The 19,991-nt window shown below is 69.4% G+C and carries 23 protein-coding genes; 15 read left to right on the top strand and 8 right to left on the bottom strand.

Translation table 11 applies throughout. The annotated features are described in order from the left end of the window. Positions 1–37: 37 nt before the first annotated feature. Both VF557_00785 and VF557_00780 read right to left on the bottom strand, forming a co-directional pair. Positions 38–232 carry a hypothetical protein gene (locus VF557_00785; protein HEX8078723.1) on the bottom strand — a complete coding sequence of 65 codons (195 nt, stop codon included), beginning with the start codon at positions 230–232 and terminating at the stop codon, positions 38–40. A gap of 46 nt (positions 233–278) precedes the next feature. Next, complete coding sequence (locus VF557_00780) at positions 279–1,277, bottom strand: alkaline phosphatase family protein (GenBank protein ID HEX8078722.1); 999 nt, start codon at positions 1,275–1,277, stop codon at positions 279–281. Positions 1,278–1,472: 195 nt separating this feature from the next. On the opposite strand from VF557_00780, the gene VF557_00775 reads away from it, so the two are divergent. Then, complete coding sequence (locus VF557_00775; protein HEX8078721.1) at positions 1,473–1,619, top strand: hypothetical protein; 147 nt, start codon at positions 1,473–1,475, stop codon at positions 1,617–1,619. Here the strand turns inward: VF557_00775 and VF557_00770 are convergent. After that, entirely contained in the window at positions 1,616–2,032 is a 417-nt protein-coding gene (locus tag VF557_00770; protein ID HEX8078720.1) for a CBS domain-containing protein, read from the bottom strand. The genes VF557_00775 and VF557_00770 overlap by 4 nt on opposite strands. Continuing rightward, the gene (locus VF557_00765) at positions 2,032–2,310 is read right to left on the bottom strand and encodes a hypothetical protein (protein HEX8078719.1); all 279 of its coding nucleotides are present in this window, start codon (positions 2,308–2,310) and stop codon (positions 2,032–2,034) included. Before VF557_00765 ends, VF557_00770 begins: the two co-directional genes overlap by 1 nt. Between VF557_00765 and VF557_00760 the strand changes: the two genes are divergently transcribed. From VF557_00760 to VF557_00740, 5 genes are all read left to right on the top strand, one after another. Further along, the gene (locus VF557_00760; GenBank protein ID HEX8078718.1) at positions 2,309–2,668 is read left to right on the top strand and encodes a hypothetical protein; all 360 of its coding nucleotides are present in this window, start codon (positions 2,309–2,311) and stop codon (positions 2,666–2,668) included. The two genes, VF557_00765 and VF557_00760, sit on opposite strands and share 2 nt — an antisense overlap. Before the next feature lie 414 nt (positions 2,669–3,082). Next, positions 3,083–3,865, top strand: a complete 783-nt coding sequence (locus tag VF557_00755) for a YqcI/YcgG family protein (GenBank protein ID HEX8078717.1) — start codon at positions 3,083–3,085, stop codon at positions 3,863–3,865. An 80-nt stretch (positions 3,866–3,945) separates the two neighbouring features. Then, on the top strand, positions 3,946–4,269 hold the full coding sequence (locus VF557_00750) for a hypothetical protein (protein HEX8078716.1): 324 nt from the start codon (positions 3,946–3,948) through the stop codon (positions 4,267–4,269). Between the two features lie 52 nt (positions 4,270–4,321). After that, the gene (locus VF557_00745) at positions 4,322–5,650 is read left to right on the top strand and encodes an amino acid permease (protein HEX8078715.1); all 1,329 of its coding nucleotides are present in this window, start codon (positions 4,322–4,324) and stop codon (positions 5,648–5,650) included. A 259-nt stretch (positions 5,651–5,909) separates the two neighbouring features. Next, complete coding sequence (locus VF557_00740) at positions 5,910–7,304, top strand: long-chain fatty acid--CoA ligase (GenBank protein ID HEX8078714.1); 1,395 nt, start codon at positions 5,910–5,912, stop codon at positions 7,302–7,304. Here the strand turns inward: VF557_00740 and VF557_00735 are convergent. After that, positions 7,235–7,906 carry a 4'-phosphopantetheinyl transferase superfamily protein gene (locus VF557_00735; GenBank protein HEX8078713.1) on the bottom strand — a complete coding sequence of 224 codons (672 nt, stop codon included), beginning with the start codon at positions 7,904–7,906 and terminating at the stop codon, positions 7,235–7,237. The two genes, VF557_00740 and VF557_00735, sit on opposite strands and share 70 nt — an antisense overlap. 16 nt (positions 7,907–7,922) lie before the next feature. Between VF557_00735 and VF557_00730 the strand changes: the two genes are divergently transcribed. From VF557_00730 to VF557_00690, 9 genes are read left to right on the top strand one after another with little or no spacing between them, the layout of a single operon-like run. Beyond that, complete coding sequence (locus VF557_00730; protein ID HEX8078712.1) at positions 7,923–8,192, top strand: hypothetical protein; 270 nt, start codon at positions 7,923–7,925, stop codon at positions 8,190–8,192. Next, complete coding sequence (locus VF557_00725; GenBank protein ID HEX8078711.1) at positions 8,192–8,434, top strand: hypothetical protein; 243 nt, start codon at positions 8,192–8,194, stop codon at positions 8,432–8,434. The genes VF557_00730 and VF557_00725 overlap by 1 nt, the downstream gene beginning before the upstream one ends. Further along, positions 8,427–9,518, top strand: a complete 1,092-nt coding sequence (locus tag VF557_00720; GenBank protein ID HEX8078710.1) for a beta-ketoacyl synthase N-terminal-like domain-containing protein — start codon at positions 8,427–8,429, stop codon at positions 9,516–9,518. Before VF557_00725 ends, VF557_00720 begins: the two co-directional genes overlap by 8 nt. Continuing rightward, a complete protein-coding gene (locus VF557_00715; GenBank protein ID HEX8078709.1) occupies positions 9,515–10,045 on the top strand; it encodes a beta-ketoacyl synthase chain length factor in 531 nt (176 codons plus the stop codon). The genes VF557_00720 and VF557_00715 overlap by 4 nt, the downstream gene beginning before the upstream one ends. Next, a complete protein-coding gene (locus VF557_00710; GenBank protein HEX8078708.1) occupies positions 10,042–11,661 on the top strand; it encodes a class I adenylate-forming enzyme family protein in 1,620 nt (539 codons plus the stop codon). Before VF557_00715 ends, VF557_00710 begins: the two co-directional genes overlap by 4 nt. Before the next feature lie 5 nt (positions 11,662–11,666). Beyond that, positions 11,667–12,983, top strand: coding sequence for a beta-ketoacyl-[acyl-carrier-protein] synthase family protein (locus VF557_00705; protein HEX8078707.1), 1,317 nt, complete (start codon positions 11,667–11,669; stop codon positions 12,981–12,983). Beyond that, positions 12,980–14,080: a 4-hydroxyphenylpyruvate dioxygenase gene (gene hppD / locus VF557_00700; protein ID HEX8078706.1), complete on the top strand. Its 1,101-nt coding sequence runs from the start codon at positions 12,980–12,982 to the stop codon at positions 14,078–14,080. The genes VF557_00705 and hppD overlap by 4 nt, the downstream gene beginning before the upstream one ends. Before the next feature lie 2 nt (positions 14,081–14,082). Further along, complete coding sequence (locus VF557_00695; protein HEX8078705.1) at positions 14,083–14,988, top strand: phytanoyl-CoA dioxygenase family protein; 906 nt, start codon at positions 14,083–14,085, stop codon at positions 14,986–14,988. A 55-nt stretch (positions 14,989–15,043) separates the two neighbouring features. Then, entirely contained in the window at positions 15,044–16,414 is a 1,371-nt protein-coding gene (locus tag VF557_00690; protein HEX8078704.1) for a hypothetical protein, read from the top strand. Here VF557_00690 and VF557_00685 read toward each other — a convergent pair. From VF557_00685 to VF557_00675, 3 genes are read right to left on the bottom strand one after another with little or no spacing between them, the layout of a single operon-like run. Further along, entirely contained in the window at positions 16,339–17,109 is a 771-nt protein-coding gene (locus tag VF557_00685; GenBank protein HEX8078703.1) for an SGNH/GDSL hydrolase family protein, read from the bottom strand. The two genes, VF557_00690 and VF557_00685, sit on opposite strands and share 76 nt — an antisense overlap. Next, positions 17,106–18,323 (bottom strand): MFS transporter, encoded by a 1,218-nt coding sequence (locus VF557_00680; protein ID HEX8078702.1) that lies wholly within the window; start codon positions 18,321–18,323, stop codon positions 17,106–17,108. The genes VF557_00685 and VF557_00680 overlap by 4 nt, the downstream gene beginning before the upstream one ends. Continuing rightward, entirely contained in the window at positions 18,320–19,918 is a 1,599-nt protein-coding gene (locus VF557_00675) for an AMP-binding protein (GenBank protein HEX8078701.1), read from the bottom strand. Before VF557_00675 ends, VF557_00680 begins: the two co-directional genes overlap by 4 nt. Positions 19,919–19,991: the final 73 nt, after the last annotated feature.

Raw genomic sequence — 19,991 nt, 5'->3', positions numbered from 1 at the left:
GATCGGCGAGCACGACTCAGGGGCACCAGCCCTCGGCTCACCAGTCCTCGTAGTCGCCTGGCGGGATCTCCAGGTGCTGCTCCAACACGTCGACGGGATTGGCGTCGCCGGTGTCCAGGACGGGTGGATCGTCCTGCGCGTCCTCGACCGGTCCGATGCCGGGTTCGGCGTCCTGCAGTTGCTCCAACCGGTCTGCCTCGGGCACCTCGATGCCGAATTGCGGGTCTGACACGTCCACACCCTTCTGCTGGTTATTCCACGATCCTGACTGGCAGCGCTCAGCCGGTCCAGATGCCGGTGAGGGGCGCAGCCTGCGCGGCGGCCCCGAACGGTTTCAGCTGGTAGCTGTCCAGCAGGGTTCGCAGCAATCCGTAATGGTCGATCCGAGTGTCGTAGCGCCCCGGCTTCACGTGCGCGCCGGTGAAGATGGTGGCGATCCGGTTGCCGTGGTCCTTGTCGTCCTCGTCGGCGGTGATGATCAGCAGGCTGTTGTGGGTGGTGCTCCAGTCCGCGTACGCACCCAGGTGCTCCTCCAGCCAGCGATCGCCCTGGGCGACGCTGCCGTCGTGCATGTCGTTCTCCAGGTTGGGGACCACGAACGAGACGGTGGGCAGCCGGTTGAAATCAGTCGGGAAGGCGGTCATCGGCTGGTTCACGCTGCTGGGCAGGGCCGGAAAATTCACCCAGGGGTTGTGCTTGCGGACGTAGTCGCCGCTCTCACAGCCGGTGAAGCCGACCTCGGGCAGGTCCTCGGAGTAACCGATGAAGGTATGCCCTGCCTCCAGCAGCGCGCTGCCCAGGTTCGGCCCGTCGTAGCTCTGCGGGCAGGAGTTACTGGTCAGGCCCTGGGTGGAGCCGGAGAACATCGCCAGGTAATTGGGCTGGCTGGGATAGGTGATCCCGTAGGACTGGGTCAGCAGCGCGCCACGATCGGCGAGTGAGTTCAGGAACGGCGCGCTCCGCCGGCCGATGATGTCGGTGAAAGCGTGGTTCTCGACCACTGCCACCACGATGTGGTCGAACCGGGGAACCGATCCCGCCGCCGCCGGGCTGCCGCCGGCGGTCGGCGAGCTGCCTGGCGCCGAGGCCGACTCCGATGGCGATGCCGACTCCGATGCCGTGATCGAGCCGGGCGCCGATGCCGGCCCCGGCGCCGAGGTCAAGGCCGACGCCGACGGCGGCCGTGGAATGCTGCTGGCCGGGTCGTCCGTGTCGCCGCAGGCCGAGCTCGCCAGCACGACGGCGAGCAGGACGGCTAGTCCTGTGATCCGCGCCATTGTTGCCCCCGTGAGTTGGTCGGACCGCCGGTCCGTGCGCGACTGCCGTTAGGATGGGGTCCGTTCGGCCACGAGCGAGCAGTCCCGCGGTGGCCCTTCAGGCGCACTGCGTCTGAACGGAAAGTGTTGGATGAACCCCTCCCACCCTGAGCCCGCCGCCGGCTGGGTTGCCGGCGTCCGATTCGGCGGTGCGCGGTGATCGCCGTGCTGGCATTGGCGCTGAGCCTGTTGATCGTTATCGCCAATGTCGCGGTCGTCGCGATCTTCGTGCTGCGTCGGGAACGGAGTGCCGGCCAGCCAGCGGCTGACCGGCACGACCACGCCCTGCAGGACGCCGGTTAGCTGTCCGGGGCGGCGGCGCTGATGTCAGCCAGCGCCGACTGCTCGTCCAGCTCCATCGCCAGGTCGCCCAGGCTCAGGACGCCCACCGCCTGATCGTTTTCCACCACCGGCAGCCGGCGCACGGCGTTGTCGCGCATCAGTTGAACCGCCTGGGCCAGCGAGGTGTCGGGGCCGACGGTCTGCAGGTCCGTGGAGCAGGCCTCTCGCACCGGCGTCGAGGAGTCCTTGCCCTCGGCCACCACTCGAACGGCGATGTCACGATCGGTGAGAATGCCCACCACCCGGCCGTCGTCCAGCACGATCACGTCACCGATGTCGGCGTCGCGCATCCGGCGGGCGGCTTCCATGACCGGCTCGCTGGCTTCGATGGTCTCAGGATTTGCTGTCATCACGTCGGACACGGTTGCTGCCATCATGACCTCCTCGCTAGGCCGACCTCGGCAGCCAGCAGGCCCGGACGTGGTGGCAGAGGGGCGCGCTGGGCGAGGATCGGCGGGCACTGGATCGCTGCTGACCAGACCTCGTCACCGTAGTCCGAAGCCTCCTGATCGCACCAGTCGTCACGCCCGCCGGCCTCACCCGCCGCTACCGCGGCCGGCTGAATCCGCAGCGGGTAGCCGGGCGAGCCGGGATAGGCTTGGTGCACTCGGTTGTACAGCCAGCCTGCCCATCGCCGCACGAGGAACGCCATGACCGACACCTCATCGCCGAGTCCAGCCGAACTGCCCCTGCCGGACTACGACCACCTGACGACCGGCGCCCTGCAACACCGGATCAGAACCCTGACCCGGGAGCAGTTGCGAATGATCGCCCAGTACGAGAGCCAGCATGCCCACCGGCCGCTGGTCCAGACGATGATCCAGGCCCGGTTGGCGGAGTTGGACAACGGCGCCCAGCCATCCGGCGGAGCGCCCGACGCGCTGCGACCGGAGCAGGCGCCGGCGCCCGCCGGGCAGTCCCAGGTCACACCCGCGACCTCCGGACCGAAGATGAACCCGCCGTCCCAAGGGGTGCCCTCCAACCCCTCGCAGCCCCGCTCCACCGGCTGACAGGTCCCTCGCACAGCCTGGCGGGAGGCCCGCCCCTAGTCGGCGGCGCCCTGTGACCACCACTCGCCCTCGCGGTCGCCGAGGGCGCTCTGACGTGTGCCGCCGAACGTTCTTTCACCGGTGACTTTGAGGTGAATTGTCAACCGAACGACTGAATCCCGCTGATGCTCACATCACCGGCATAATGCTCATCATGCAGTCAAGAGGGTTACGGCAAGGCGCTTTACTTCGTTGCCACCATGGGACATACTTCGAGCCCGAATGACAAGTTCTCAGGCCCGAATGCGCAATCCGCAATGGCATGCCGGGCCCGAGAACGCAGGGCCGACTGAACAAATTGGTTAATCGTTCGCGCTCGCATAATGCGTGCCGAGAAGCTCAACCGGGAGTCCCCTCGCAGTGAACGCGAACGCTATGACTGACCCTGCCCCCACTGCCGACGTGCAGACATCCACGCTGTACCACCCGCACGACGCCCCTTCCGACGGTTGGCGACATGAGGCTGCGGCGGCCTTCTCCGAGCGCATGCTGAGTGACCACTCGTTGTTTCCGTGCATTTTCGGAGTGACCGCAGTCCGTAAAGGAACGGTCCGGTACAGCTTCATCCCGGCGGGAGAATCACGAGTCGCCGTGTTGGCGGCCGCACTCAGCGAATTCACAAACATCGCGACCGATCTCGGGAATCGCACGTCACTGGTCTGCTTTTTTGATTTCGAAGACAGCGTGAACACGTTGGCCGAGTACCGCGACCATTTCTGGGCGCTCCTGGGCGAACTGCAGGCCGGCGACACCAGCGAGTGGCCTCCCGGAATCTCTGACAACCCTCAGGACTCCACCTGGGAATTCTCGTTCAATTCCACGCCGATGTTCGTGGTGGCCAACACCCCCCAGCATCTGGACCGGCGCAGCCGCCAGTCCCGGTACTTCACGATCACGTTCCAGCCGCGGTTCGTCTTCAACGACCTGAAGACCGGCACGCCCGCGGGCGACAAGGCCCGCACCGTCATCCGCCGCCGGCTCGACACCTACGATTCGGTGGAGCGAACTCCGCTGCTGGGTAGTTTCGGCGAGCCCGGCAACGTCGAGTGGAGCCAATACTTTCTCGGTGACGACAACACGCCGGTCGACCTTGCCGCCGGTTGCCCGATAACGCACGCCCGGTTGGACCGGTCCGGCCCGTCAACAGACACCGCCTGACCGGTCGGAAGAACGAACGAACAATATTTGGAGGAATCGTCATGGGGTCGCCGACAATCACCACCGAACCGGAGTTGCCGTTGGCCGAGCGGCTGGCTCAATTCGTTCCGCACCAAGGCAGTTTCGAATTCCAGCACGACGGCCCCGGCAAGACCCATAACTGGCACCGGCACAGCCTGAACGAAACCCTCTTCGTACTGCAGGGCGGCATGGACGTGTTCTGGCTCCAGGACGGCGCCGTCCAGCGGCAGGTCTGCGGCGCCGGAACCCGCATCGCGTTGCCGGCCGAGACGGTGCACGGATCGACAGCGGGATCGGACGGATGCACCTATATCATCGCCCCTGAGAACGGCCAGACCGCTGTGACCACCTTTCTGCCGATCGAGGAGCACCCCAAGGAATGAGTGCGCCAGAGCGAGCTGAGCCGCGCGTGCCGGCCCCGACCGGCCGGCGATCATGACGGCTCAGTCACCGGCCACCGTTCCTGGCAGCACTCCCGGGGAGCAGGGCCGGCTCAGCGCGCATCTCGGCCTGCCCGGCGCCACCGCGCTGGCCATCACCGTCGTGGTGGGCAGCGGCGCGCTGGTGTTGCCGGGGATCGCCTACCGCCAAGCCGGCCAGGACGCCGTCTTCGCGTGGATCGTCGCCGCGGCCGTCACCGTGCCGCTGCTGATCGTGTTCGCCAAGCTGGGAGCCCGCTATCCCGGCGCCGGCGGCGTGGCCGGCTTCGTCCACGCCGGGTTCGGCCGGACGGCGGCCGCCGCGGTCGAGGTGCTCATGCTGGGCACCTTCAGCCTCGGTATCCCCGCCATCGCGCTCACCGGCGGCAACTACATGGTGCGGGCGCTGGGGCTGTCCACCCGGTCCGGCCCGGCTGCCGCGGTCCTGGTGCTCGGGGCGGGGGCCGTCGTGGCCATCGGGGTCCGCCTGTCCGGACGGCTGCAGACGGCGCTGGCCCTGATGCTGACCATCGGCCTGTTCTGCGCGGCGTTCCTAGCCCTTCAGAACCCGATCACGTCGGTGACGGTGCACGTTCCCACCGACACCGAGCACCTGCTCATCGTCGCCGCCACGGTCGGCACGGTGTTCTTCGCCTTCACCGGCTGGGAGACGATCTCGTTCACCACGGAGGAGTACCGCAATCCGCGCCGCGACTTCCCCCGGGTGCTGGTGCTCAGCTTCGTCCTGGTCACCGTCATGTACGTCCTGCTCGCCATGGGCCTGCAGGCCCAGCTGCCCTCGACCGATCCGGGGCTCAGCGGCGCGCCGGTCAGCGACATGGTCGAGCAGGCAGCCGGCAACGGGGCGGCCCAGGCCACCACCCTGCTGGGGATCGTGGCGATCGCCGCGAACCTGGTAGGCGCGTTCTGGGGCGCGTCGCGGTTGGTGATGTCCAGCGCCCGGGCCGGCCTGCTGCCACGCCCGCTGGCTCACGTGCACGCCAAGAGCTCCACCCCTCGCCGCGCGGTGGGGGTCTGCGTGGCCACCTGCCTGGTGATCATCGGGCTGCAGACCAGCGGCCTGTTCACCCTGGACACGTTGCTGAGCCTGGCGGGCCGCAACTTCTTCGTCATCTACCTGCTCAGCGCGCTGGCCTACGCGCGGCTGTTCACCGGCCGGGCGCGGGCCTTCGGCATCATCATCGCCGTCGTGCTGGCAACGCTCACCCTCGGCTTCGGACTCACCTCGTGGGTGTACGTGCTGACGCTGCTGGCAGTGGGCGCGCTGGTGCACCGCCAGCGCGGCCGGCGGTCCGCCCGGACGGACGAGGCATCCAGCGCGTGAGCTGACGTCTGGTTGTCCTAATCATCCTCACGCGAGGTCAGCACCGCCTATTATCATTCCCGGCCCGGGGCGCGTAGGAATGGCCTGCCGCAAGCCATCAACTGTTCTAAAAGTCGCATACACCAGTGACTACAAGCGCAATGACATCAACGTTGGAGGAGCGTATGGTCTGCGGCATCCGCCACGACTGCGCGACTGCCGGAATTGATCGAATTCATAGCACCGCGCCCGCCGTCATTGACGTTTTTGGAGCCATCGCATGACCATGGAGCAGCGGGCGGATTGGTCGCGGGTGACCGATGCCGGCTGGGTCGACGAGATCCTGCTGGCCGGCCCCGATGACCAGGTCTGCTTCCGCGTGCCCGACCCTATCGACCGCGCCACGTTGCGCCGGCTGGTCGCCGAACGGCGGGACCGGCTGACCGCCGCGGGACTGCGCCCCGGTGGCGCGGCCGCGTTGCGGCTGCCTCCCTCGATCGCCTACGTGGCCAACCTGCTCGCGGTCTGGCAGCTGGGCGCCCAGGCGATCCTGCTGGATTACCGGCTCACCGACCACGAGGTGGAGCAGGCCCGGCAACGGCTGTCGCCGCAGGTGATCGTCGCCCCGCTGCGGGTGGCCGGCGGCCTGAGGGTCTTCTTCGAGGTCGAGGACACCATCAGCCGGCACGGCGACGAGCCGGCCGGCAGCGAGCACGCGGTCGTGCAACTGAGCTCCGGCTCGACCGGGCCGTCCAAGGTGATCGGCCGCACCGCCGCCGACCTGATCGCCGAGATCCGGCGCTACACCCAGATCGAGGGAGTGGCGTTGCCGGGGGAGCGGATCATCCTGCTGCCCTCGATGGTGCACGTGCTGGGGCTGGTCGGCGGTCTGCTCTACGGCCTGCACGCCAGTGTCGAGCTGGTCCCGCCGCAACGGCTCACCGGTGACAGCATCCTGGACGCGATCGAGGCCGTCGACAGCCCGGCGACGGTGCTGGGAGTTCCGTTCCACATCAACCTGCTCAGCTCCACGGCCCAGGAGCGGCGCCCCCGGCAACTGCGCCGGATGATCACCGGCGGCGAGCTGGTGCCGGTCGCGACGGCGGCTCGTTTCATCGACCGGTTCCAGGCGCCGCTGGGGAACATGTACGGGATGACCGAGGTCGGCGTGATCGGGACCGATCTGGACGGCAGCCATCGGCCCTCGGTGCGACCGGCGCCCGGCATCACGGTCCGGGCCCGGGACGGGGAGCTGCAGATCGCCCGGGAGGTCTCGCCCTACCTCGGCGTCGCGGTGCCCGAGCGCTGGTCCGAGGGCTGGCTGCGGACCCGGGACGCGGGCACGGTGGACGACGCCACCGGCCTGGTGACCATCCTGGGACGGCTGGACTCCCAGGTCACCATCGGCGGGATGCAGGTCGATCTGGCCGAGGTCGAGAGCAGCATCGGCGCGTTGCCCGGCGTGGTGGCCGCGGTCGTGCTGTTCGACGAGGCGATCGTGGCCTACCTGCAGCTGGAGCCGGGACACCAGGTCTCCGACGTCGAGGCGCGGCTGGCGACCCAGCTGGCCCGGTTCAAGCAGCCTCAGGTCTATCAGGTCTTTGATCAATTTCCCCGGACGACGACCGGCAAGCTGGTTCGCGACCGGGCGGTGCTGCGGGCGAGGGCCACATGAGGAAGGTCGTGCTCGATCGCGACCGCGCTGACCGCGGAGCCGGCCACGACGGCCAGGGTCAGGCCGTCCGGCAGCGCTGGATGGGCCAGTCGCAGCCCGTCGGACACCGGCTGGAAGCTGCCGTCGGTGACCGGCGGCAGCGGCATCCGGCGGCGCAGCCCGAAGCCGCGCAACCCGGTGCCCTGTGCCTTGCCGAGCGCCTCTTTCGCCGTCCACAGCAGCAGAAAGGCTCCCAGCTGCTCCGCCGCCGGCTGGGCTCGCACCCACTGGGCCTCGGCCTGGTCGAACCAGCGATCGGCCAGCCGGCCAGCCGCCGCCGGTCGGAAGCCTTCGATGTCGATTCCCACCGGGCCGGCCAGGCTGGCGGCCAGTGCCAGCACGCCGGGCCCGTAGCTCAGGCTCACCCAGAGCTGGCCGGTGGCCGCGCGCAGCACTGGCTGACCGGAATCACTCTGCGAGACCACCAGCTCCGACGGGTGCGTGCCGAGCACTCGGGCGCCGGCCTCGGCGAGCAGCTGACGGGTACCGGTGCGCGAGCGCTCCGGCCACTGCAGCACCCAGGCGTAGACGGTGTCCAGCAGGGACTCCGGACGCCGGTTCACGGAAAGAAGGTATCCGATGCGAGATGAGGTTCGCGCGTTCGTGATCTCCTCATTGCAGGACATGAACTACGACGTGGAGAGCGTGGACGACTCCACGACGCTGGGCCCGGCCGGCCTCGACCTGGAGTCACTCGCCCTGGCCGACCTGTTGATGCGGACCGAGGACAACTACCACATCCGGTTCGTCGCGGAGGAGTCCGAAGAGCTTGCCCTGATGAACGTGGGCGAGTTCACCAGCACCGTCGTGAACCGAGTCGCCCAGACCGCCGGCAGCAAGCAACCCTGATGCCGGATCACCCAGCCCTGGAAAGGGCGGACGTGGTCCAGATGCTGGCGGAGCTGGGAAGTCGCGGGCCCGATTCGGCGCTGGAGCGGTTGAGCTCGATGGAAGTCGCCTGGTTGGTGCACCAGGTCGAGCAACGCTATGAGGTGGAGCTCGACCTCGATGACGAGCAGCTCGGCCGGTTGCGCACGATCTCTGACGCCGTGCGGTTGCTGGACGACTCGGTCCGGGCCAGACGTGGTTGAGGCCACGCCGGTCGGCATCGCCGGCCTGGCGGTGCTCAGCGCGCTCGGCCGTGGCGTCGAACCGCAGCTGGCCGCTGCCCTGTCCGGCGCCGCGGCGTTCGGGCCGGTCGAACGGTTCGATGTCAGCGGCCGGCGGGTCGGAGTCGCGGCCACCCTGGGGCAGGTGGACACCCTGACCGCCGAGCTGGCCGGGGTGATCGAGGCGGCCTGCGTTGACGCCGGCCTCAACGCCGCGCAGCGCGCCGCAGCGCCGCTGCTGCTCGCCCTGCACGGGTACCCGGGCGCGACCGGCTGCGCGGTCGAGCTCGCCGAGCGGGCCGGCCTCGCCGGAGCCGGCCGGATCTACATCGGCGCCTGCGTGTCGGCCAGCACCGCGGTCGCCGACGCGGCCGCGATGATCGGTCGCGGGGCGGACCGGGTGGTGGTGGCAGCCGGGTACCTGGTGGAGCCGGATCAGTTCGCCCTGTTCGACGCGGGTCAAGCGATGTCGGCCGACGGCGCGGTCCGTCCGTTCAGCGCCGGCCGGCAGGGCCTGCTGCTCGGCGACGGGGTCGCCGCGGTGGTGCTGGAGTCCGGTGCGGCCGCCGCCGCCCGGGGCCACCAGCCGGCTACCGAGCTGGTGGGCTGGGGCCGGGCCGGAGACGCCTACCATCCGTGCCAGCCGGCGCCCGAGGGCCGAGGCCTGGCCCGGGCGATCGAGGCGGCACTGCAGCGGGCCGGCGTCTCGGCGAACGCGATCGGTTACGTCAACGCCAACGCCACCGGAACCCAGCTCAGCGATGCCGCCGAGGCGGCCGCACTGCACCACGCCCTGGGCGCGGCCGCCGGCCAGGTGCCGGTCAGCTCCACCAAAGCGGTGCACGGGCACGCGCTGGAAGCTTCCGGCCTGCTGGAGCTGGTGATCACGGTGCTGTCCCTGCAGGCCGGAAAGCTGCCGGTCAACGCCGGCTACCTCGCCCCCGACGACAGCTGCGCGCTCGACGTCATTGTCTCCTCGCCGCGGCCGGTGGCCACCCCCTACGCCCTCAGCCTCAACTCGGCCTTCGGCGGCGCCAACACCGCACTGCTGGTGCGTGCCACATGAGAGCAGCCAGCCCGCCGTCGGTTCTGAGCGAGTACCGATGGCCCGCCGAGCAGGACGAGCAACTGCCGGCGCTGCCCGGCTACGTCCTGTCGTCCTTCAGCCCGCTGATCGCCGCGGCCGCCGACGGCTGCCTGACCGAGCATTACGCCAAACCGTCGGCTTCGGCGGCATCCCGGCAGCGCACCGCCGTCCTGGTGGTCAGCAGCGGCAATGACGTCGTCAGCGCCGAGCACGTGCGCGACAAGGTCGCCAGCGGCCGGCGGGTCGGCCCGCTGTTCTTCTTCCAGGCCGCGCCCAACAGCGTGATCGGACAGGTCACCGCGCACTGGGGACTGGGCGGCCCGGTGGTCAGCATCTGCCCGGTCGGTGACCCGCTGGCCGACGGAATGGCCGAGGCGTCGCTGCTGCTGGCCGACGGCGACGCCGACGAGGTGCTGCTGATCCTGGTGGAGCAGGCCGGCGAGGACGCCCCGGATTCAGCCGACCGGGCCCACGCGCTGTTGCTGGCGGCGGGGGACGGCTCATGAACCACGCCGTGAATCCGGTCAGCCGTGGCGCGCTGGCTGCCGATCCGGCGATCGGCGCCGGAAACGTCCTGCAGACGTTGCTGGATCGAGGGGCGGACCCCGACGGCCCGGGGCTGAGCTTCGACACCGCGGTCGAGCACCATCGCGCCGAGCAGGCGCTGAGCCTTGGCGAACTCGATCAGCGGGTGGCCGCTCGAGCCGCCGGCCTGCACGCCCGTGGTGTCCGCCCTCGCGACCCGGTGGCGATCTGGTCCGGCACCGCTGCCGACCACATCCTGTCGTTCCTGGCAGTTACCCGGTTGGGCGCCATCCCGGCGCTGATCAACGGAAACCTGCCCGCCGAGACGGTGGCGGCCTACATCCGAGGCCTGCGAGCCACCGCCACCTTCGCCGACACCGATCGGCGCCAGCGGCTGGCCGGGCTGGATCTGGGCCTCTCCAGCCTGTCCGAGGTGGCCGAGCTGGGCCAGGCCGATCCGGCTGAGGCGCCCGCGCCCTACCGTCACCATCAGCAGGACCCGGTGGTGCTGACCCACACCTCGGGCACCACCGGAATGCCCAAGGCGGTGCTGCACACCCATGCCAGCATCTTCGCCGCCACCCGGCACCTGCTGAGCATGCCGCAGGCACAGGGCACCCGGCGGATCCTCAACGCGCTGCCCGCCGCGCACACCGCGACAGTGCTGATGGTCAATCAGGCGCTGGCCAATCGAGCCGATCTGCTGGCCCTGTCCTCGCAGCAGGGTGAGATCGTTCTCGACGCGATCCAGCGCTGGCGCCCCGAGGGCGTGTTCGGCTTCTCGGTGACCTGGGCCCAACTGGCTCGCTGCGACCTGTCCCGCTATGACCTGGACTGCGTGCGGCTGTGGTTCAACACCGGTGACTGCACCCATGAGCCGCACGTGCGGCATCTGGTGGCAGTCGGCTCGCACGAGGTGATGACCCGGCAAGGGGTCGCCCGCCACGCGGGGTCGAACTTCATCGACGGCCTGGGCTCCAGCGAGATGGGTCACGCGATGTTCCACGTCACCCACCGCAGTGAGACCGACACCTATGACCGGTGCATCGGCCGGCCGTACCGCTTCGTCGAGGCCGCGGTGCTGGACCCGAGCGGCGCGCCGCTTCCCGACGGCGAGGTCGGACACCTGGGCATCCGGTCACCGTCGCTGTCGCCGGGCTACTGGAACGACTCGGTGACCACCTACCGCGCCCGGGTCAACGGCTACTACCTCACCGGAGACCTGGTCCGCCGTGATGCCGAAGGGCGCTACTTTCACCTTGACCGGGCAGCCGACTCGGTCGTCGGGGCGGACGGCACGCGGTACTACACCGCGCTGTCGGAGGAGCGGGTCCAGGCCGCCTGCCCGCGGGTCCTGGACTGCACCGTGGTGATCAGCCGGGTCGGGGACCAGGTCGTGACCGACGTGCTGCTCGACCTGGATCCGGCCGTCGAGCTGGATCCGGCCGTGCTGAGAGAGCAGGTGCTCACCGCGCTCGACCCCGCCACCGCCGCCACCGTGCGCCGGGTGGCGGTGGCCGGCGCGGCCGAGGTGCCCAAGGGAGCGACCGGCAAGGTGCGCAAGGCCCTGTTGCGTGAACAGGCCCAGCACCGGTGAGCGGCATGGGTCCGCGCGCCGGCGTGGTGATCACCGGCATCGGGATGCTGACCCCGATCGGGCGCGACGTGGCCGAGGTGTTCGACGCGGTCCGCACCGGCCGGTCCGGGCTGTCGCGGCCACCGGCCGGTCATCCGGTGGCCGGCTCCATCGAGGTCGCCGGTTTCGTCGGTGACCTCGGTCCCGCCGCGGTCGGCTCCGGGCCGGAAGCCAAGATCCTGGACCGGACGATCATGCTGGCCCTGCTGACCGCCCGCCAGGCGCTGGCCGATGCGAACCTGGTGGTCGGACGCGATGTCGAGGCCGGCCGGATCGCGGTGATCCTCGGCGGCGTCGGCGGCATGGCGACGCTGGAGTCGCAGGTGCTGGCGCGTGCCGAGCGGGGCCGGGTGGCGATCAGCCCCTACCTGCTGACCGGAATCCTGCCGAACATGCCGTCCGCCCGGATCGCCATCGAGCACGGCATCCGCGGTTACAGCTCCGCGGTGGGCACCGCGTGCGCGTCCGGAGCGCAGGCGATAGCCGACGGGATAAGGCTGATCCGGTCCGGCGAGGCCGACGTGGTGCTCTGCGGGGCCAGCGAGGCGCCGCTGTTCCCGACCTTCGCCGAGGCGTTCGGCAACGCCCGGGCGCTGGCCAGGGACTGGAGTGAGCCCACCCAGGCCAGTCGCCCGTTCGACCGGCGCCGCAACGGGTTCGTGCTCTCCGAGGGAGCGGCGTTGCTGGTGATCGAGCGGGCCGAGCACGCCAGTGCCCGCGGCGCGCGGGGCTACGCCGACCTTGTCGGCTACGGGGCCACCACCGACGCCTACCATCCGGCTGCGCCCAGCCCGGACGGCGCCGGCGCCGCGGCCTGCATGCGCTTGGCGCTGGCCGACGCCGGCCTGGGCCCCGAGGACATCGGCTACATCAACGCGCACGGGACGTCCACCAAGCTGGGCGACGTCGCCGAGGCAAGCGCGATCACCCATGCCTTCGGTGGGCACCGGCCGGCGGTCAGCTCCACCAAGTCGCTGACCGGGCACATGCTCGGAACCTCCGGAGTCCTCGAAGCGGCTGTCAGCGCGCTCGCGGTGGGCAGCGGGGTGCTGCCGGCGACGTACAACCTCTCCGACCCCGACCCGGACTGCGCGCTGGATCACATCTGCGCCGAACCGCGGCTGGCCGACGTGTCCTACGCGCTGTCGAACTCGTTCGGATTCGGCGGCCAGAATGTCAGCCTGCTCTTCGGCCGCTCCAGCGCGCCGCGGCGCGACCTGCCGGTAGCCGTTGACGCCCCCGGCATCGATCACCAACATCAACCCGAGGAGATCACCTCATGAATATAAGCGGAATCGATCACATCGAGTTGTATGTCGGCGATGCTCAGCAGTCGGCCTACTACTTCGGCTCGGCGTTCGGCCTGGAGGTCGGCGGCCAGGGTGGTCCCGAGACCGGCTTGACCGGCCAGCGCTCGCTGCTGATGGTGCAGGGTGAGGTGCGGATGCTGCTGACCTCCGGTTTGTACGCCGACCACTCGGCTACCGAGTACGTCCACCGGCACGGTGACGGCGTGGCGGTGGTGGCCATGCGGGTCGAGGACGCGGCCGCCAGCTTCGAGGCGTTGGTGCGTCGTGGCGCCGAGCCGATCTCGCCACCGAAGACGTACAGCGACGACACGTCATCGGTGATAGTCGCCGAGGTGGCGGGCTTCGGTGACGTGATCCACCGGCTGGTGCAGCGGAACGGTGAGGGCTTCCTGCCGGGCGCGATCGAGATGACCGAGCGCGAGCCGGCCGAGGATCCGATGTTCAACAAGATCGACCACCTGGCGATCTGCGTGCCGGCCCGGCAACTGCAGGCCACCTCGGAGTTCTACCAGCAGGTGTACGGCTTCGCCGAGATCTTCACCGAGTACATCGAGGTGGCCGGTCAGGGGATGAACTCGGTGGTCGTGCAGAGCCCTTCCGGCGAGGTCACCTTCACCCTGATCGAGCCGGACACCCAACGCCGGGCCGGGCAGATCGACGACTTCCTGCAGTGGCACGCCGGCGCCGGCGTGCAGCACGTCGCGCTGATCACCGATGACATCGTCTCCACGGTGGACCGGCTCGGCGGCCGGGGCGTCCGGTTCCTGACCACCCCGGCCGCCTACTACCGCAGCCTGGAGGACCGGGTCGGCGCCGTGGACGCGCCGATCGGCGAACTGAGCCGGCTGGGTATCCTGGTCGACCGCGATCACTGGGGCCAACTGCTGCAGATCTTCACCGAATCGACCCATGTCCGGCGCACGCTCTTCATCGAGGTGATCGAGCGGCGCGGGGCCCGAACCTTCGGCAGCGGCAACATCAAAGCGCTGTACGAGGCGAAAGAGCGTGAGATGGTGCACGCACCGACACCGATGGCCGCAGATCCCGATCCCGAACCGATGGAAGTGTGATGATGTCGAGCAGCGAGTTCAGCCTCACCGCCGAGGAGATGGCGCTCCTACCCTCCGATGAGGACGTCCGGTTCTACGCCGAGCACGGCTGGTACTTGTCCAGCAAGCTGTTCAGTGACGACGAGATCGATGCCCTGGTCGCGGCCAGTGATGACTACTACGACGGCGCCCGCGACCACCAACTGCCGACCCGGCCGGCCAAGCTCGCCTACTGGCGGCCGGAGGACGGCGAGGTGCAGCGGCACAACGACTACGTGCACTACGAGAGCGACGCGATCGCCAAGATCCTGCGCAAGCCGTTGCTGGGCGCGGTCGCGGCAAGGCTCGCCCAGACGCCCGAGATCCGGATCTTCCAGGCCACCATGATCTACAAGCCACCGGTCGCGGGCGAACCGACCAATGTGGTGCCCTGGCATTTCGACAAGCACTACTGGGCCTCGTGCACCTCCGACCGGATGCTCACCGGCTTCCTGCCGTTTCACGACTGCCCTCCGGAGATGGGCACCATCACCATGATCGACGGCAGTCACCGGTGGCGCGAGATCGGCAACGACGACAGCACGGTGCGGCACTTCGCTGAGCGGGACAAGGCCCAGCTGGACGCCATGCTGGCCGAGAACGCCGCCTACAACGGCGTCGAGGTGGTCCAGGTGCCGATCACGATTCCCAAGGGGCACATCAACTTCCACCACTGCCGCACCTACCACGGCAGCGGTCCGAACCTGAGTGGACGGCCGCGCCGGGCGATCTCGCTGCACCTGCAGGACGGCGCCAACGCCTACCAGGAGTTCCGGCTGTCCAACGGACAACTGGCCGGTTACAACCACGACGTCCTGGTCCGGCGCACCGCCGACGGGCATCCCGATTACGCCGACCCCACCTACTGCCCCACCCTCTGGCGCGAGTGAGAACGGGCGGCGCTGGTTGGCTCGGGCAATCCATCACACGGCCCCCGGCGCAGCGTTGAACGCCTCGACGGGTCCAGGGTTCCGCTGGGGCAGGCACGGCACCGGCTGGGAGACGCTCTCGGAGCAGGGACGCCAGCAGATCCTGGCCTGTGGCGCGCGGAACTGGGCTCAGGTGCACGAGAAGGTGCCCAGTTACAACGAGACCTGGCGCCCGCTGCGTCCGGTGATCATGACCGCGAGCATGTTCGCCGCCCTGCACGAGTTGTCGAGCCGGCTCGCCGAGCTCATCCTGCAGGCCTGCCAGCGCCGCGCCGGCACCGCCGGTGAGCTGCGCCGTGCGCTGGGGGTGGCGCAGGGCCACATCCGGTTGCTCGATGAGGACGAGCCGTTGACCGAGCAGCTGTTGATCTCCAGCCGGCCAGACGTGCTGTTCAGCGGCGGGGTGCCCAAGTACGTGGAGTTCAACATCGACGGCGCGCTGGGCGGTGCCTTCGACTCGGACAACCTGGCCGCGAATTTCGACGCCCGGTATCGCGCCGAGGGCGTCACCGAGCTGACCGGGCTGTACCCGCCGCCATCAGCGGTGGACGGCCGGTTCAGCGCGGTCGCGGACTGGCTGGGCGATTCCGAGGACCGCCGGGTGGCCATGGTGATGGACCTGTCCGTCGGCCACGCTGGCCTGACCGATCCACGCCAATTCCTGAGCTACCTGCAACCGGTCAGCGCCCGGGCGGCACGCGCCGGCTTCGAGCTGATCCCGTACTGGGTGCACTGGCTGGAGGTCGATGACCGGCAGCGGCTGCTGGTGGACGGCCAGCCGATCACCAACGTGCTGCGAATGTTCGTGCCCGACACGGCGCCGCCGAGTTCGGGCCTGGACGCGCTGGAGGCCGCGGTCCAAGCCGGTACCGTCCGCTGCTTCACCTCCGCGGCGACCTGGCTGCTCACCAACAAACTAACGCTGGCCTGGCTGTGGGAGGACCTGCCCGCCCTTGGCGAGACCGATCGCGAACTGGTGCGGGCCCATATCCCCGCAACGGCGCTGTTCACCGCCGACCGGGTGCCCGATGCCTTGACCCGCCAGCACGAGCTCGTGCTCAAGCCGGTGGACGGCTCCAGCGGCCGGGATGTGCTGTTGGGGCGCGAAACCGGCGCCGAACACTGGCGCGAGGCGATCGAGGGGGCGGCGGCCGGCGGTGGCTTCCTGCTGCAGGAATTCATCGAATGCGATCCCCTTCCGATGCATTTCGTCGACATCTCCAACGGTGAAGTCGTCGAGCACGCGGTGCCATGCTGCTTCGGCCCGTACCAGTTCGGCGGCAAGCAGTGCGGCGGCGAGCTGCGGATGGGCTATCCGGGTGGCGGGTTGGTGATGAACGTCGCGATGGGCGCGCTGGTGGACGGCTTCGCCATCGTCGCGGGTTGAGCCCTGGAGGCACGTAGTCGGGCGCCGAGGCCCCGCACCATCTCGGCCGCTGCGATAGCGTCGCTGCGAGCGTTGCCGTGCCGGCCGTCCGGGCTGTACAGCGTCGGGTCACTGGCTCGGGGATGCCGGCTCAGATCGACGTGCACGCAGTCGTGCCGGCTGGCGACCAGGCGCGCGTGCTCGGCCAGCAGCGCCAGCCGCTCTCGCAGTGGCAGGCGGTGGCGTTCGGGAATCGCCGGGCTGTAGGAGACGTCGAAGATGCCGATCGTCGCCGGCTGGGCGCCGGCCGAGCGCAATGCCTGCAGGATCGCGCCGATCTCGTCGGTGACCGCCTCGGCGGCCGTGCCGGCGTAGCTGGGCCGGAACGCGTCGTTGCCGCCGCAGAGCACCAGGGCCAGATCTGGTTCGAACTCCAGGGCCTGGTCCAACTGGCTGGCGCGCACCTCGCGAGCCAGCAGGCCGCTGACCCCGAGGTTGAGGTACCGCAGGTCCGGGGCGGCCGCGCGCAATTCGGCGGCCACCCGATCGGTCCAGCGCAACGGGCAATAGCCCTCCACCGGGAACAGCGGGCCGTTGGCCACGCTGTCACCGAGCACCACGAACCGCCGCCAGGGGTGCCCGGCCAGCAGAGCCTCGCTCTCACCCGGCGCCAGGCAGTCCGGATCGGCGAGTTCGGCGGGCCGCTCGCCGATCACGCCGGACGCTCCGACAGGCTCAGCTTGACCCGCCGCAAGCCCAGCAGCAGACCGCTGAGGACGGCCAGGCACAGCACCACCGCGGCGAGCGCGGCATCGTGCAGTCCGAACCGGGTAACCGCCCAGCCACCGGTCAAGGCGCCGACGGGTATCCCGGTGAAGCACACCGTGGTGCACAGGCCCATCACTCTGGTCTGCAGGACGTCGGGCACTCGTTGGAACAGCGCCGCACCGAGGATCGGATTGACCGAGGCGATTCCGACTCCGGCGAGGACGCTGACTGCCATGACCACCAGCAGGTTGTCGCTGAGACCGAGCACCAGCAGGCGGGGGACGCAGCTGATCAGCCCGCCGATCACGAACGCCGGGTACTGCGGAAGCCGTTCGGCCAGCAGGGTGAAGACGAATGTGCCCAGCAACGCCCCACCCGCGAAGGCGCCCAACGCCAGACCGAGCGCCTGGGGGGAGTGCAGGATCTCCCGGGCCCACACCGGGATGAAGACCACCGTGGCCGCGGTGGAGAAGACATTGAGCGCGACCACCACACCCAGCATGCTGAAGAGCACCCGATCCTCGCGCAGGTAGCGGAAGCCGCCTCGCAAAGCCGTCAGGTACGGCTCGGCAGCAGGACGCCCGCCGTCGGGCCCGGCCGGCTTGGCGGCGACCACGATGGCCACCACCAGGGCGCAGCAACCGAAGGAGACGGCATCCAGCCATACCGCGCCCCGAGCGCCGAACCAGACGATCAGCAGCCCGCCCAACGGCGCGCCGAGCAAGGTGGCCAGCCGGCTCAGTCCCTCGTAGAGCGAGGTGAGTCGGATGGTCGGGTACCCGGCTGCTTCTGCCGCCGGGCGCAGCAGCACGTGCTTGGTTCGATCACCGACGCCCCGCAGCGCGCCGGCCACTGCCACCAGCACCAGCAGCCAAGCCAGGCCGCTGTTCTGGAAGGCGGCGATGCAGCCGAACGCCAGCGCGCTGGCGATATCGCAGAAAATGGAGCTGGTGCGCAGGCCGAAGCGGTCGGCCATCGGCGTGAGCAGCGTTCCTGAGAGCAGGTAGGGGATCATCTCGGCGGCTGCCACCAGACCCATGTCGGTGGCGCTGCCCGTGGTGGTGAGCACCAGCCACGGAATGGCGACCAGCGAGACCTGACTGCCCAGCGTAGACCCGATGTCCGCGCCGAGCAGCGCGTAAAACCTGCGCCGAGGGCTCACCCGACCTGGCCCGAGGCCGTGCTCGACAGCTGGTTCGGGGATTGCCGCCGCTGGGCCCAGGCCGCTCGCAGCGCCGCCTTGTCGACCTTCGCCGAGCGGTTGCGGGGCAGCCGCTCGACGAATTCGACGGAGCGTGGCGCCCACATGTCGTTGAGAGTCTCGGTGACCAGGGCGATCAATTCCGCCTCGGTGACCTTGGCGCCCTCGGTTGGCACCACGTAGGCGTGCGGCGCCTCACCGACCGTCCCGTCCGGCACCCCGATCACGGCGGCGGCGCGCACCTGTGGATGCTCGGCGAGGGCGTCCTCGATCGGCCTGCAGAAGATCGCCCAGTTGCGCCGGTGCGTCACGATCATGTCGTGCACCCGGTCGACCAGGTAGAGGTAGCCGTCCGAGTCGAGGTATCCGAGGTCGCGGGTACGCACCCAGCCATCGACCATGGTGTCGGCCGTCAGCTCGGGCTGGCCGTAGTAGCCGGAGAAGCTCAGCCGGCTGTGAACCCACACCTCGCCGGTTCGGCCGACCGGCAACGGCCCGGCCGGGGCGGTGTCCTCGGCGCCGTCGGTCCCCGATCCGTCGGCAGTGCCCCGGATCTCGATTCGGACATCGCCGTAGGGCCTGCCGCACGAACGCAGCCGTTCCGGATGCTCGGGGTCCTCGGTCAGGTCCGGCAGCGCGGTGATCACCACCGCCTCGCTCAGGCCGTACACGATCCGGATCACCGGTCCGAACCGTGCGATGGCCTGCCTGAGCCGGCTCGGCGCCGCCGGCCCGGCGCCGACGTTGAACACGACCATGCTGGACAGGTCGGCCCGCTCGCAATCGGGATGGTCGAGCACCTCGTAGAGCATCGGCGGGGTCAGAAAGGTCGAGGTGATCCGGTCGGCCTCGGCGATCCGCAGGAACGCCGCCGGATCCCACTCGTCGCGCAGAAAGAGCACCCCTCCGGTGAAGAGGTTGAACAGCGTCGTCATCTGCCCGCTGGCCAGCCACATGGGCGAGTGCGAGAGGTGGCGCAACAACGGCAGGCCGGCAGCGCGGTACTGCTGGCCCAGCGCCAGGATCTGGGCGTAGAAACCCTGCTTGTGATGCACCAGCTTGGGGGTGCCTGTGGTGCCGCTGGTCTGCAGGAAGGCTTCCGGCTGGGGCGTGGAGGTCGCTGCGGATGGGGTGGCTGTGGAGGGAGTTGCGGAGCCAGTTGGTCGCGGGCTGCTCAGGTCCGTTCCGGCGCCGATGCGATACACCGGGACCGAGGGTAATGCCGCGGTGATCTCACGGCCCACCTCGCTGGGACTTCGGGTGTCGTAGATGAATAGGTCAGGTTTGGTCAGTTTCGTGAATTCCACCATTTCACGCCGAGAAGTCACCGGCGCAATCCACATGGAACGGCAGCCGAGCAGGTGCAGCGACAAGTGCAGTATCGGGCCCTCGACCGAATTGGTGACCATGACCAGCGCCGCGCTGCCCGGTTCGACCCCTTGGTCCACCAGGGTCGCGGTCATGTCCAGCACCGCCTGACGCAGCTCGGTGAAAGTCAACCGCCGGGTGCTGTCAACCAGGGCCTGCCGGTCCCCGAACTCCTCGAAAAGCCGCAAAGCTGCCTGTACATAGTTATCCGATTCGCCGGATCCGGGCAGCATGGCACCTCCGCGCGCGACGTCGTTTTGC

This window comes from Jatrophihabitans sp. (assembly GCA_036389035.1).
Lineage (GTDB): Bacteria > Actinomycetota > Actinomycetes > Mycobacteriales > Jatrophihabitantaceae > Jatrophihabitans_A.
The sequence above is the reverse complement of the archived record's forward strand: the minus strand, read 5'-3'. Positions and strand labels throughout refer to the sequence as shown.